This window comes from Limimaricola sp., assembly GCF_016125575.1.
Taxonomy (GTDB): Bacteria; Pseudomonadota; Alphaproteobacteria; order Rhodobacterales; family Rhodobacteraceae; genus WGLM01.
In genome coordinates this window covers 567,186-580,081 of record NZ_WGLM01000002.1, presented here as the reverse complement: position 1 = coordinate 580,081, position 12,896 = coordinate 567,186, and the positions used below count along the sequence as shown (strand labels likewise).

Genomic DNA, 12,896 nt, shown 5'->3' with positions numbered 1-12,896 from the left:
ACGTATACAACACACTGAAATACATAAATTATCCTAATTTCACCTGCGCCTCAGTCTCACCAAATCAAAAAATATTTTCAAAACCATGTTCTCCTCTGCCTCGCGGCTGCTATGCTGCTCGTCATGGCCCAAACTCCGAAAAAGCCGCGCGGCCGTCCGCGCCTGACCTTCTCCGAATCCTCAGCCGGGACGATGCAGGCGCTGGACCGGGCCTTGATTGTGCTCAGCGCGCTGGCCCGCGCGGGCCATGCCAGCCTGACGGACCTGTCGCTGGCCGTGGGCGTGCCCGCACCCACCACGCACCGCATCCTGACCACCCTGCAGAAACAAGGCTATGCTGCCTTCGACGAGGCCACGCAGCACTGGATGGTCGGGCTTGAGGCCTATCGGACCGGCACGGCCTACCTTGCGCGCACCAGCCTGCAGGAGGTGGGCCGCCCGGTGATGCGCCGCCTGATGGAGGCGACGGGTGAGACCGCCAACCTCGCCGTACCGGATACTTCGGGCACCGGGGCCGAGGTGGTGTTCGTGGGGCAGGTCGAGACGCCGAACCCGATCCGCGCCTTTTTTGCCCCCGGCACCCGCACAGCGATGCATGCCTCCGGCACCGGCAAGGCGATTCTGGCCACCCTCGACGAGGCCCGCGTCCGCCGGATGCTGGAACGCGCGGGCCTGCCCCGCTTCACCCCCGCCACCCTGACCGAGCCTGCGGCCTTCTTCGCCGACATGGCAGAGACCCGCGCGCGCGGCTGGTCGTTTGACCGCGAAGAGCGCTATCTCGGCATGTGCTGCATCGGCGCGGCCATCTTCGATGCGCGGGGCGAGGCTGTGGCCGGCATCTCGATCTCCGGGCCGACCAGCCGGTTCGACCCGACCCGAATTGCGGGATTCGGCGAGGCCGTGCGCGATGCGGCCCGGACGATCACCGAAGGGATCGGCGGCAGCATGATTTCCGCCGACTGAGACCTACATCGCGTGACGCGCGATCAGCGTGTCGATCTCGGTGCGCGTCGCCATCGACGCGGCCGCCCCGCCCCGGGTGACAGAAATTGCTGCCGCGGCACAGCCAAACCGCACCGCGCGCACCGGCTCCGCCCCTTCGGCCAGCGCCACGGCCATCGCGCCGTTGAAGGCATCGCCCGCCCCCGTTGTTTCGACGACCGGGCCGGCGTGAAAGGCCGGCACATGCACCATGTGCTCCGCGTCGTGGTAAAGTGCGCCCTTCTCGCCCAGCGTGATCACTACCGCGCCGGCGCCCTTGGCCCGCAGGGCACGCGCCGCCGTTTCGGCCTCGGGCATCGTGGTGACGGGCAGGCCTGTCAGCCCCTCGGCCTCGGTCTCGTTCGGGGTAACGATGTCGGCCAGCGCCAGCATCCCCTCGGGCAGGGCGGCGGCCGGGGCCGGGTTCAGGATGGTCAGGGCACCTCCGGCGCGCGCGATCTGCAACGCACGCAGCGCCGCCTCCATCGGCTGTTCCAGTTGGGTGACAAACACCTTGGCACCCCCGATCAGCGCCGCATGCGCCTCGACATCGGCGGCCGAGATGCGCGCCGCCGCACCGGGGCTGACGATGATCGCGTTGTCGCCGGTTGCCGCATCGACAAAGATGAAGGCCGCGCCGGTGTAGCTTTGTGCATCTTCGATGACCTCGGGCGTCACCCCGGCCTCGGCCCAGATGTCACGCGCCATCTGGGCAAAGGCGTCGCGGCCCAGCCGGGTCAGCACATGTGCCTGACCTCCCGCGCGCGCCGCCGCCACCGCCTGGTTTGATCCCTTGCCGCCCGGCCCGAGGGCAAAGGACTGACCCAGTAGCGTCTCGCCCATGCGCGGCATGCGCGTGGCGCGAAACGCGGTATCGGCCACGAAGATGCCAAGGATCACGATCGGGGCATGGGTGGTCATCGGCACTCTCCTGTCTGCAACGCAGGCCAAGACTAGCCGCGCCCGCACGGGCCCGCCAGCGGCCATGCGCAGGACGGCTGACGCGGCCGCGCTTTGCCCCTAGTCTGGCGGCAGGCAATGGAGGGCGGCAATGGCACTGGCGACACGGGTCTGGGACAGGGGCGGCCGGGGCGCGCTGCGGTTCACCGAACTGGGACTTGGCACGGCGCCGCTGGGCAACCTTTACCGTGCGGTCTCGGACGACGACGCACAGGCGGTAATGGAACGGGCCTGGGCGGGCGGCGTGCGCCATTTCGACACCGCGCCGCTTTACGGGCTGGGCCTGGCCGAAACACGGCTCAACCGGTTCCTGCGGGGCAAGCCGCGCGCGGATTACGTGCTGTCCACCAAGGTCGGCCGGCTGCTGGGCCCCACCACGCCCGAAGGCCGCGACGGGCAGGACAAGTGGTTCGACGTACCTGCGCGGACCGAGGTGCTGGACTATACCTACGACGGCATCCTGCGCAGCCTTGAGTTTTCGCTGGAGCGTCTGGGCGTCGACAGGGTTGATATCCTTTACGTCCACAGCCTCGATGCCTTCGATCTTGGCTCCGAGGCGCGGGTGGAGGAAAAGCGCGCCGACTTGATGGCGAGCGGCTACAAGGCGTTGATTTCACTGCGCGAGCAGGGCGTGATCCGGGCCTTCGGCGCGGGCATCAACGACTGGCGCGGCGCGCAATGGCTGGCCGAACGGGGCGATTTCGACATCTTCCTGCTGGCCGGCCGATACACGCTGCTGGAACAGGAGGCGCTCGATACCTTCCTGCCGCTTTGCACCGCGCGCGGCATCGGCGTGATCATCGGCGGGCCCTACAATTCGGGCATCCTCGCCACCGGGCCGCGCCCCGGCGCCTTCTACAATTACGACCCGGCCCCGCCCGAGATCCTTGCCCGCGTCGCGCGGATCGACGCGATCTGCCGCGATCACGGCGTGCCGCTGGTCGGCGCGGCCCTGCAGTTTCCACTGCGCCACCCGGCGGTTGTGTCCGTCGTGCCCGGCGGGCAGGGACTGGCCGAGATGGAAGGGAACCTGCGCGCCGCTACCGCCACCATTCCCGCCGCCCTCTGGGCCGATCTGAAGGCCGCCGGGCTCATGCATCCCGATGCACCCTGACCCCTTGCGCGCCGGGGCGCCCGCCCCCTAGCATGTCCGCTGCCCCCTTGACCGAAAGAGCCTTCATGGTGTCCCGCCAAACGCTTCGCCTGCATCCAGACGACAACGTGCTGATCGCACTGGCCGACCTGCCCACGGGCACCCGGATCGACGGCCTCACCCTGCCCGGCCCGGTGCCGCGCGCGCACAAGCTGGCCGCGCGGGCCATCGCGCCGGGCGAACGGGTTCTGCGCTACGGCCAGACCATCGGGCAGGCGACCGAGGCCATCGTGCCCGGGGCCCATGTGCATACCCACAACCTTGGCATGGGCGATCATGCCGCAGATTTCGCATTCGGCACCGACCTGCGCACCTTGCCAGATCCGGGCCCTTTGCGCGAGTTCATGGGCTATCACCGCGCCGACGGGCGGGTCGGTACGCGCAACTACCTTGGCATCCTGACCTCGGTGAACTGCGCCGGTTCGGTCGCCCGGTTCATCGCCGAGGCGGCCGAGCAGTCCGACTGGCTGCGCGCGATGCCCGGCATCGACGGCGTAGTGCCCATCGTCCATGGCACGGGCTGCGGCCTTGCCGCTGATGACGAGGGCTATGCCACGCTCTACCGCACGCTGCAGGGCTGGGCACGCAACCCCAATTTCGGCGCGATCCTGCTTGTGGGCCTTGGCTGCGAGGTGATGCAGGTGCCAGACCTTGTGGGTCAGGGCCGCCTGCGCGCCGATGGCGCCTTCCGCTACATGACCATCCAGCAAACCGGCGGCACCCGCGCCACCGTTGAACGCGGCGTGGCCATGCTGCGCGAAATGGCGCAGGACGCAGGCCGAGCCACCCGCGCGCCCGCGCCGGCCTCTGCCCTGACGATCGGACTGCAATGCGGCGGGTCGGACGGCTATTCCGGCATCACCGCCAACCCCGCACTCGGCGCCGCCTCGGACCTGCTGGTGGCGATGGGCGGCACGACGATCCTGTCGGAAACGCCCGAGATCTACGGGGCCGAACACCTGCTGACACGTCGCGCCGTCAGCCCCGAGGTGGGCGAGGCGCTGATCGACCGTATCCGCTGGTGGGAGGACTACACCGCCCGCAACGGTGGCCAGATGGACAACAACCCCAGCCCCGGCAACAAGAAGGGCGGCCTGACCACGATCCTTGAAAAGTCGCTGGGCGCGGTCGCCAAGGGCGGCACGGCACCGCTGCGCGCCGTCTACAAATACGCAGAGCCCGCGACCACGCCGGGGTTCGTCTACATGGACAGTCCGGGCTACGATCCATGCTCGGTCACCGGCCAAATCGCCAGTGGCGCCAACCTGATCGCCTTTACCACCGGCCGCGGTTCCGTCTCCGGGTTCAAGCCGGTGCCCTGCATCAAGCTTTCGACCAATACCCAGATGCACAACCGGATGGCCGAAGACATGGATATCGGCTGCGGCGACATCCTTGACGCGGGTGTGCCGATCGCCACCAAGGGCGCCGAAATCCTCGATCTGATGTTGCGCGTCGCCTCGGGAGAGGCCACCAAGAGCGAGGCATTGGGCTTTGGCGGGGCCGAGTTCGTGCCATGGCAAATCGGCGCGGTGATGTAGGGAGGGGCGGCCATGCGGCTGGCAGGAAAGACGGCGTTCGTGACGGCGGCGGGCGCGGGCATCGGGCAGGCAACGGCGCGGGCCTTTCTGGCCGAGGGCGCGCGGGTGATCGCGACCGATATCAACGCCGAATTACTGGATGACCTGAAGGCCGACGGGATGGAAACCCATGTCCTTGACGTCACCGACAATGACGCGGTGCAGGCGATGGCCGGGGCGGTCGGCACCGTCGATGTACTGTTCAATTGCGCTGGTTTTGTTGCGCACGGCACCATCTTCGATTGCGATGCCGCGCAGTTCGAACGCTCCGTGGCGATCAACTTTCGCGGCACCTACCAGGTCACCCGCGCTTTTCTGCCCGGCATGCTCGACGCCGGGGGCGGTTCGATCGTCACCATTGCCTCCGCGGTGTCGTCGATGATCGCCGCGCCCAACCGCTTTATCTACGGCGCGACCAAGGCCGCGATCATCGGCATGGTCAAATCCGTCGCCGCCGATTTCGTCACACGCGGCATCCGCGCCAACGCGATCTGCCCCGGCACGGTGGAAAGCCCCAGCTGGCACGCGCGGGTCGAGGCCGCGGGCCGCGCCTCGGGCGATGTCGAGGCCGCGCGCGCCGCCTTCATTGCCCGCCAGCCGATGGGCCGGATCGGGCAACCCTCCGAGATTGCCGCGCTGGCCGTCTATCTTGCCAGCGATGAAAGCGCCTTCGTCACCGGCCAGGCCATCGCCATCGATGGTGGCTGGACCAACACCTGAGGAGAAAGACCATGAAACTGCTTCGCTTCGGCCCCAGCGGCGCCGAGAAACCCGGCCTTCTCGATGCCGAGGGCCGCATCCGCGACCTGTCCGAACACCTGGGCGACATCACCGGCGGCACCTTGAACGACGTGCATCTCGACCGGCTGCGCGCGCTCGACCTCGAGGATCTGCCGGTGGTCGAAGGTGACCCGCGCATCGGCCCCTGCGTGGGCAACGTGGGCAAGTTCGTCTGCATCGGCCTGAACTATTCCGACCATGCCGCCGAGACGGGCGCGACCCCGCCTTCCGAGCCGATCATCTTCTTCAAGGCGACCAGCGCCATCATCGGGCCGAACGACGACGTGATCATCCCCAAGGGTTCGGAAAAGACCGACTGGGAGGTGGAGCTTGGCGTCGTGATCGGGACCGAGGCGCGCTATGTCTCCGAGGCCGAGGCGCTGAACCATGTCGCGGGCTATTGCGTGGTCAACGACCTGTCCGAACGCGCCTTCCAGATGGAGCGCGGTGGGCAATGGGTGAAGGGCAAGTCGGCCGATACCTTCGGCCCCATCGGCCCTTGGCTGGTAACGCGCGACGAGGTGCCGGACCCGCAGGCGCTGCACCTCTGGCTGGACCTTGACGGCAAGCGGCGGCAGGACGGCTCGACCGCGACGATGATCTTCGGCGTGGCGCATCTGGTCAGCTATGTCAGCCAGTTCATGTCGCTGCAGCCCGGCGACATCATCTCGACCGGCACGCCGCCGGGCGTGGGCATGGGGCAGAAGCCGCAGGTCTACCTGCGCCCGGGGCAGGAAATGCGCCTCGGTGTCGAGGGCCTGGGCGAACAGAGCCAGAAGGTCCGCGGCTGGGAGGGCTGAGGGACGCCGAGGGCAGCCCCCGCCCGGGGGGGCGGTCGGGGGCTGCCCGGCGTTTCCGCCGGGCGCACCGAGATCCCTCGCCCCTGCCCTTGTCACCTAACCCCGCCCATGCGCCCGGCGCAGCGCCTCGACCAGCGCGGCGATGCGGGGCACCTCCAGCCGGTCCTGCAGGTAGGCCAGCTGGAACTGCGCGACATAGCCGAAGCGGTCGGGCGCCAGCGCCCGCATCCGCCCCGCCGCCACGTAGGGGGCCGCGTAATGCTCGGGCAGGTAGCCAAGGAAGGCGCCGGTCAGGATCAGCAACGCGGCGCTTTCCATGTCGGCCACCACCGCCCCCACCCGCTCGCCCGCGAAGGCCGACAGGTCGCGCGCGGCCCAGTAGCTGCGCCCGATCAGCCGGTGCCGGCGGATCGTGTCGGGGGTGATCTCGGCATCGGGCAGGTCGTGAAGCGGATGGCCCTTGCCGCAGTAGAAGGCATGCCGCTCCTGGTAGAGATCGATGTAATCCAGCCCCACCGCCACCCGCGGGAAACTGCCCACCGCGATGTCGAGCGCGCGGCCCGCCACGTCGCGCAGCAATTCGTCGGGCGGGCGGCGGATCAGCCTGATCTCGGCCTCGGGCGCGGCGCGGGCAAAGACGGCCAGCCCCTCGGTGATGCGCGCCGCCGGATCGCCGATGATGGCGTCGAGCAGCCCCAGCCGCACCGGCCCCGCAAGGCGCGACCGCAGGCCCGCCACCCGCGCGGCAAACCCCTCGCCCGCCGAGATCAGCTGCCGCGCCTCGGCATAGACGGCAGCCCCCGGCTCGGTCAGGGCAAACCCCGCCCGCCCACGCTGGCACAGCGTCAGGCCCAGCCGCGTCTCCAGCGCCTTCATATGCGCCGAGATCGTCGACAGGCCAAGGTTCAGCGTAACCTCGGCCGCGGCAAAGCCGCCCGCCTCGACCACCGCGACAAAGACCTGCAAGAGGCGGAAATCGACGCTGTCGATGCTTTTCTGGACCATTTCGGTTTGACCTTGTCAAAGTGAACTTCGGATCATTCCTATTTTACCGCAGTAGCTTTGCCCTCACAATCTCGTGCATGGATACCGCGCACCCCGATTCCCCGCTCTGGACCCTGACCTCGGAAACCGGCCGTCTGACCGACGTGCTGCTCTGCCGTCCCGACCATTACGCGTGGATCCCCACCAACGCGATCGCGCGCGCCACGCTGGCCGAGGGCCGGCCGATGGACCGCGCCGCGCTGATGGCCGAATATGCCGAGTTCGAGGCCGCGCTGTCCGAGGCGGGCGTGCGGCTGCACCATGTCACCCCCGCGCCCGGCCTGCCCTACCAGGTCTATACCCGCGACAGCAGCCAGGTGTCGCCCGGCGGGCCGGTGCTGACCATGCTGGCGATGCCGCAGCGGCGCGGCGAATATGCCGCGATCCTCGATTTCTACGGGCCGCGCTTCTGGCACATGGCCACCGCCGGCACGATCGAGGGCGGCGACATCCACGTCATCCGCCCCGGCCTGTGCGCCATCGGCCATTCCGGCGGCCGCACCAGCGAGGCGGGCGCCGAACAATATGCCGGCTGGCTGCGCGAGGCCGGGTGGGAGGTGCTGCTGGTCCCCTTCGATGACCATTTCCTGCATCTCGACGTGATCTTCTGCATGGTCACCGACCGCCTCGCGCTGGCCTGCGAAGATGCCCTGCCGCCCGAGTTCCTAGACTGGCTGGCGGCCCACGGCATCGCCCATATCAATGTAGGCTACCGCGACGCGATGGCCGACATGGCCTGCAACCTTCTTAGCCTCGGCGACGACAGGGTGCTGTCGCCCCACCACTCGGCCAAGGTCAACGCGGCCCTGCGTGCCGAGGGCATCACCGTTTACGACCCCGACCTTCGGCTTTTCGCCCACGGTGGCGGCAGCGCGCATTGCATGACGATGCCGCTGGCTCGCCTGCCGCTCTGACACCTCGATAATCAACAGGGAGACGTCACGATGAAAAAGACCCTTACCCTGCTGGCGGCCCTTGCCGGCACCACCTTCTGGACCACCGCCGCACTGGCGCAGGACGAGTTGAACGCGCTGGTCTGGTGCGACCATACCGACGACGCGCTGATCAAGCCCTTCGAGGAGGCGCACAACGTCAAGGTCAACCTCAAGGAATACGAAGGCACCGGTCAGGCGCTGTCGATCCTCGCGCAATCGAAGCCGGGCGACTGGGACGTGCTGGTGATCGACGGCATCGACGTGCGCCGCGCGGTCGAGGCCAACATCCTTGCCCCCCTGCCGACCGACCAGTTGCCCTATGACACGATGTTCCCCGAAATGGTGATGGCCGACCAGCAGGTGATCGACGGCAAGACCTACGCGATTTCGGAAAAGTTCGGCTACAACACGGTCTCGTTCAACTCCGACACGGTCAAGGCCACCGACATGGCCGACATGACCAAACTGTGGTCGGGCGACTTCAAGGGCCGGATCGCCGTCTACGACTACTACCTGCCGGTGATCGGCATGGTCGCAATGGGCCTTGGCATGAAGACCGCCGACCTGACACTGGCCGACCTGCCCAAGATCGAGGACGCGCTGATGAAGCTGAAGGATTCGGCAGCGTCGGTGGGCGAGGTCGTGTCCTCGCAGACGGCGCTGGCGACCGGCGCGGTCGACATCCTCTTCGGCGGCGGCGAATGGGTGACGGCAGGCCTGCACGCCGAGAACCCCAACCTCGACTGGATCATGCCCGAACAGGGCGCGGTGCGCTGGTCGCAGTCCATCGGCGTGGTCGCCGGGGCCAAACACCCCGATATGGCGCTGGAATTCGTGAAATACATCCTGTCGCCCGAGGGGCAGGCACGGCTTGCCACCTCCTCGTGCTACTGGGGGATGCCCACCAACAAGGCGGCCGGCGACGTGCTGACGGCCGACCAGAAGGTGGCGCTGCGCTGGGATGACCAGCCCTCCTACCTCGCCCGTGCCCAGCTTTACCCCGCGCCCGACGCGGCGCTGGACCAGGCGATGCAGGACATGTGGACGCGATTCCTGGCGCATTGAGTGCGATGACCGTCAGGCAAGAAGGACGGCGGCCGCTTCGCGGGAGGATCGCCACGCGATCTCCCGAGGAGGGCGAAGTGGCTGCCGCCCGCTCCGTGGCGCGACACGGATGAGCCGCGCCCTCGGCATCGAGGCGCGCGACCGCCGTCGCGCCATGCTGTTGACCGCGCCCGCGCTGGTCTGGACGCTGGTGTTCTTCGTGCTGCCCTTCGCGCTGATGGCCGCGATCAGCCTCTGGCAGGCCACCGCGACGGGCATGATCCGCACTTGGAGCCTCGACAACTACACAGCCTTCTTTACCCGCCCCGCCTATCTTGGCGCGGCGCTGAACTCGATCGAGATCACCGTGACGGTCACGGTCTTGTCGGTGCTGCTGGCCTACCCGATGGCCTGGATCATCGCCGAGGAGGTGCCGCGCCGCTACCAGCGGCTGGCGCTGACGCTGGCGGTGATCCCGTTCTGGACCTCCTACATCGTGCGCTCTTACGCATGGTCACTGGTGCTGTCGCGCAAGGGCGTGGTCAACGACTGGCTGGCCGGCTGGGGCCTGCCGCTGCTGGACCTGGCCAATTCGCGCGCCGCGGTGGTCATTGGCTTTACCCATTTCTTCACCATGCTGCTGGTGCTGACGATCTATGCCAGCCTCGTGCAGTTGCCGCCCAACCTGCGCCGCGCCGCGGCAGACCTTGGCGCAGGGCCCGTCGCCATCTTCCGCCATGTCGTGCTGCCACTGACGCTGCCAGGCGTGATGGTGGGCGCCTTCCTGACCTTCGCGCTTTGCATCGGCGATTATGTCACGCCGCAGATCCTTGGCGGCGGCAAGGACCTGGCCCTGCCGCAACTGGTGATGCTGCAGGTGGGCCGCCGGGCCGATCTGCCGATGGCCTCGGCACTGTCGATCGTCCTGATGGCGCTGGTGACGCTGGCCTACCTTGCCATGGCGCGCTGGATGAAGGAGCCGGGGAAATGATCCGCTTCGCCGTCTCGGCCACCTACATGGCGCTGATCTACGCCTTCATCTTCCTGCCGGTCTACGTGCTGGTCCTGTTCTCGTTCCAGGACGGGCGCTTTCCCATCCCGCCCTTCAAGGGCTTTTCGCTGCGCTGGCACCAGGCGGTGCTGTCCGACGGCCATCTGATGGCGGCACTGGGCCATTCCTTCGTAGTGGCGGTGCTGTCTTCGGCGGTCTCGCTGCTCTTGGGCTTTCTCGCGGCGCGCGGGCTGGCCCATGCCCGCCTGCGCGGGGCGGGCGTGGCGCGCGGGCTGATCACCGCGCCGCTTTCGGTCAGCTACCTCGTCATCGGGCTAGGCCTGCTGGCCAGCTTCAACCTTGCCAATGTGCCGCTCTCGCTGATGACGGTCACGCTGGGCCATGTCGTCATCAACGCGCCGCTTTGCTTCGCGATCTGCGCCAGCGCGATGGGCGCGCCGCAACTGGCCGCCGAACGCGCCGCGCGCGACCTTGGCGCGGGCGAGATCCGGGTGATGGCGCTGGTCACCGCGCCGATGATCCTGCCCGCGCTGGTCGCGGCCTTCCTTCTGTCGATGACCTTCAGCTGGGACGAGTTCATCATCGCCTTCCTGCTGTCGCGCTTCGATGTCACCCTGCCGGTCGAGTTGTGGAGCCTCCTGCGCTCGGGTCTCAACCCCAAGACCAACGCCATCGGCAGCCTTGTCTTTCTCGTTTCGGCCTTCGCGGTGCTGGCGGCCGAACTTGCCTTGCGGAGACGCGCATGACCGCCCCGATCGACGTCGCCGGCCTGACCCGCCGCTATGGCAACACGCTGGCGCTGGCAGGTGTGGACCTTAGCATCGCCGCCGGCGAATACTGCGTGCTGCTGGGGCCCTCGGGCTGCGGCAAGACCACGCTGCTCAACATCATCGGCGGCTTTGCCGACCCCAGCGAGGGCACGGTGCGCATCGGCGGGCACGACATGGTCGGCGTGCCGGCCGCCCGGCGCCCCACCACCACGGTCTTTCAGGATTACGCGCTATTCCCGCACATGAGCCTTCTGGACAACGTGGCCTTCGGCCTGCGGATGCGTGGCACGGCCCGTGCCGTCCGCCATGCTCGCGCGCGCGAGATGCTGGCGCTGGTCGGCCTGCCCGACGCCGAAGCTAAACGCCCTGCGGAACTCTCGGGCGGCCAGCGCCAGCGCGTGGCGCTGGCCCGCGCGCTGGCTGTGGAACCCGACGTGCTGCTGCTGGATGAACCGCTGGGCGCTCTGGATCTCAACCTGCGCCGCGCCATGCAGGAAGAGCTGAAGGCGATCCAGACGCAGGTCGGCGCCACCTTCGTCCATGTCACCCACGACCAGGAGGAGGCGATGGCCATCGCCGACCGCATCGTGGTGATGAGCGCGGGCCGGATCGAGGATCAGGGACCGCCCGAGCGGGTCTATCGCCAGCCCGCCAGCCGCTTCGCCGCGGCCTTTCTCGGCGAAATGAACTTCATCGCCGCCACCGCGCGCGACGGCACCGCGCGCTGCGCCTTCGGCGAGATCGGGCCGACCAACCTTGACGGCGAGATCACGCTTTGCGTGCGCCCGGAACACCTGCGCCCCGGTCCGGGCCTTTTCGTCGGCCGGTCCACGGTGACCGAAACCGTGTTTCAGGGCGTCCATCGCCGCGTCCGTGCCCGCGTGGGTGAACGGGAGTTGCTGGCGCTTCTACCCGTTGGCATGGATGCCGGCCCGGGCGACACGGTGGACCTTGCGATCGACACCGCCCATGTCACGCTGCTGCCAGGGGAACCGGAATGAACCGCGCCAAGGCCGAGGACTGGTGGCGGGTGACGCAGGCGGGTGACGGCATCACCCTGATCAACGAGCCGCATATCAAGCCTTTCTATCGCTGCAATTGCTGGCACATCCGCGGGTCCGAGCGTGACCTGCTGATCGACAGCGGCATGGGCGTGGTGCCGCTGCGCGCCTGGGTGCCGCTGGTCAGCGAGAAGGCCACGCTGGCCGTGGCCAGCCACACCCATTTCGACCATATCGGCTGCCACCACGAATTCGCCGAGCGTGCCGTCCACCGGGCCGAGGCGGCGCTACTGGCCGCGCCGACCCGCGCTGCCGTGCTGGCCGACCCCTACGTGACCGACGACATCTTCGACACGCTTCCGCCTGCCCCCTACACATCCGCCGGCTACGAGGTGACGCCCGCGCCCGCCACGCAGCTTCTGGAAGATGGTGATATCCTGTCGACCGGCGACAGGCGGTTCGAGGTGGTCCATACCCCGGGCCATTCGCCGGGCGGCATCGCGCTGTGGGAGGCGGCGACGGGCGTGCTGATCTCGGGCGACATCGTCTATGACGGCCCGCTGATCGAGGATACCTACCATGCCGACGTCGCCGATTACCGCCGCTCGATGGAGCGGCTGCTGACGCTGCCGGTGCGGGTGGTCCACGGCGGCCATTTCCCCAGCTTTTCGGGCGAGGCGCTGCGCCGGATCATCACCGACTGGCTACGCGCGCACGACTGACACCCGGCCGCCGCCGCTGCCCAAAACGCGTGCAATCGCCCCCCGATCCGGCCCCGCCCGGCCGCTGGGGGATTAATCTGTGGTGCCGCGTCGGCAAATATGAAACCAATCGGG

General features: G+C 68.2%; 13 protein-coding genes. 11 read left to right on the top strand and 2 right to left on the bottom strand.

Features of this window, described 5'->3' with window-relative positions; translation table 11 throughout:
• Nucleotides 1-111 precede the first annotated feature (111 nt).
• Complete coding sequence (locus tag GC146_RS04295; RefSeq protein WP_291834788.1) at nt 112-963, top strand: IclR family transcriptional regulator; 852 nt, start codon at nt 112-114, stop codon at nt 961-963.
• Nucleotides 964-966: 3 nt separating this feature from the next.
• Here GC146_RS04295 and GC146_RS04290 read toward each other — a convergent pair whose 3' ends face one another.
• Entirely contained in the window at nt 967-1,902 is a 936-nt protein-coding gene (locus tag GC146_RS04290) for a ribokinase (protein ID WP_291834785.1), read from the bottom strand.
• 130 nt (nt 1,903-2,032) lie between these two features.
• Here GC146_RS04290 and GC146_RS04285 point away from each other — a divergent pair, with 130 nt between their 5' ends.
• From GC146_RS04285 to GC146_RS04270, 4 genes are all read left to right on the top strand, one after another.
• Nucleotides 2,033-3,055, top strand: a complete 1,023-nt coding sequence (locus tag GC146_RS04285; protein ID WP_291834783.1) for an aldo/keto reductase — start codon at nt 2,033-2,035, stop codon at nt 3,053-3,055.
• A 65-nt stretch (nt 3,056-3,120) separates the two neighbouring features.
• The gene (locus tag GC146_RS04280; protein WP_291834780.1) at nt 3,121-4,635 is read left to right on the top strand and encodes an altronate dehydratase family protein; all 1,515 of its coding nucleotides are present in this window, start codon (nt 3,121-3,123) and stop codon (nt 4,633-4,635) included.
• A gap of 12 nt (nt 4,636-4,647) precedes the next feature.
• Entirely contained in the window at nt 4,648-5,394 is a 747-nt protein-coding gene (locus GC146_RS04275; RefSeq protein ID WP_291834777.1) for an SDR family oxidoreductase, read from the top strand.
• Between the two features lie 11 nt (nt 5,395-5,405).
• On the top strand, nt 5,406-6,254 hold the full coding sequence (locus tag GC146_RS04270; RefSeq protein ID WP_291834775.1) for a fumarylacetoacetate hydrolase family protein: 849 nt from the start codon (nt 5,406-5,408) through the stop codon (nt 6,252-6,254).
• A 96-nt stretch (nt 6,255-6,350) separates the two neighbouring features.
• On the opposite strand, the gene GC146_RS04265 is transcribed toward GC146_RS04270, so the two are convergent.
• Entirely contained in the window at nt 6,351-7,259 is a 909-nt protein-coding gene (locus GC146_RS04265) for a LysR family transcriptional regulator (protein WP_291834772.1), read from the bottom strand.
• Between the two features lie 77 nt (nt 7,260-7,336).
• Here GC146_RS04265 and GC146_RS04260 point away from each other — a divergent pair, with 77 nt between their 5' ends.
• From GC146_RS04260 to GC146_RS04235, 6 genes are all read left to right on the top strand, one after another.
• A complete protein-coding gene (locus GC146_RS04260) occupies nt 7,337-8,212 on the top strand; it encodes an arginine deiminase family protein (protein WP_291834769.1) in 876 nt (291 codons plus the stop codon).
• Between the two features lie 30 nt (nt 8,213-8,242).
• Nucleotides 8,243-9,298 carry a spermidine/putrescine ABC transporter substrate-binding protein gene (locus tag GC146_RS04255; RefSeq protein ID WP_291834766.1) on the top strand — a complete coding sequence of 352 codons (1,056 nt, stop codon included), beginning with the start codon at nt 8,243-8,245 and terminating at the stop codon, nt 9,296-9,298.
• Nucleotides 9,299-9,407: 109 nt separating this feature from the next.
• Entirely contained in the window at nt 9,408-10,268 is an 861-nt protein-coding gene (locus GC146_RS04250; RefSeq protein ID WP_291834763.1) for an ABC transporter permease, read from the top strand.
• Complete coding sequence (locus GC146_RS04245; protein ID WP_291834761.1) at nt 10,265-11,035, top strand: ABC transporter permease; 771 nt, start codon at nt 10,265-10,267, stop codon at nt 11,033-11,035. The genes GC146_RS04250 and GC146_RS04245 overlap by 4 nt, the downstream gene beginning before the upstream one ends.
• The gene (locus tag GC146_RS04240) at nt 11,032-12,060 is read left to right on the top strand and encodes an ABC transporter ATP-binding protein (protein ID WP_291834758.1); all 1,029 of its coding nucleotides are present in this window, start codon (nt 11,032-11,034) and stop codon (nt 12,058-12,060) included. The genes GC146_RS04245 and GC146_RS04240 overlap by 4 nt, the downstream gene beginning before the upstream one ends.
• Nucleotides 12,057-12,782, top strand: a complete 726-nt coding sequence (locus GC146_RS04235) for an MBL fold metallo-hydrolase (RefSeq protein WP_291834755.1) — start codon at nt 12,057-12,059, stop codon at nt 12,780-12,782. Before GC146_RS04240 ends, GC146_RS04235 begins: the two co-directional genes overlap by 4 nt.
• Nucleotides 12,783-12,896: the final 114 nt, after the last annotated feature.

Excerpts from the sequence above, each read along its gene's own strand:
- GC146_RS04275 (WP_291834777.1), top strand. The coding sequence starts at position 4,648 with ATGCGGCTGGCAGGAAAGACGGCGTTCGTGACGGCGGCGGGCGCGGGC.
- GC146_RS04245 (WP_291834761.1), top strand. The coding sequence starts at position 10,265 with ATGATCCGCTTCGCCGTCTCGGCCACCTACATGGCGCTGATCTACGCC.
- GC146_RS04255 (WP_291834766.1), top strand. The coding sequence starts at position 8,243 with ATGAAAAAGACCCTTACCCTGCTGGCGGCCCTTGCCGGCACCACCTTC.
- GC146_RS04285 (WP_291834783.1), top strand. The coding sequence starts at position 2,033 with ATGGCACTGGCGACACGGGTCTGGGACAGGGGCGGCCGGGGCGCGCTG.
- GC146_RS04270 (WP_291834775.1), top strand. The coding sequence starts at position 5,406 with ATGAAACTGCTTCGCTTCGGCCCCAGCGGCGCCGAGAAACCCGGCCTT.
- GC146_RS04260 (WP_291834769.1), top strand. The coding sequence starts at position 7,337 with ATGGATACCGCGCACCCCGATTCCCCGCTCTGGACCCTGACCTCGGAA.
- GC146_RS04295 (WP_291834788.1), top strand. The coding sequence starts at position 112 with ATGCTGCTCGTCATGGCCCAAACTCCGAAAAAGCCGCGCGGCCGTCCG.
- GC146_RS04240 (WP_291834758.1), top strand. The coding sequence starts at position 11,032 with ATGACCGCCCCGATCGACGTCGCCGGCCTGACCCGCCGCTATGGCAAC.
- GC146_RS04250 (WP_291834763.1), top strand. The coding sequence starts at position 9,408 with ATGAGCCGCGCCCTCGGCATCGAGGCGCGCGACCGCCGTCGCGCCATG.
- GC146_RS04265 (WP_291834772.1), bottom strand. The coding sequence starts at position 7,259 with ATGGTCCAGAAAAGCATCGACAGCGTCGATTTCCGCCTCTTGCAGGTC.
- GC146_RS04280 (WP_291834780.1), top strand. The coding sequence starts at position 3,121 with ATGGTGTCCCGCCAAACGCTTCGCCTGCATCCAGACGACAACGTGCTG.
- GC146_RS04290 (WP_291834785.1), bottom strand. The coding sequence starts at position 1,902 with ATGACCACCCATGCCCCGATCGTGATCCTTGGCATCTTCGTGGCCGAT.
- GC146_RS04235 (WP_291834755.1), top strand. The coding sequence starts at position 12,057 with ATGAACCGCGCCAAGGCCGAGGACTGGTGGCGGGTGACGCAGGCGGGT.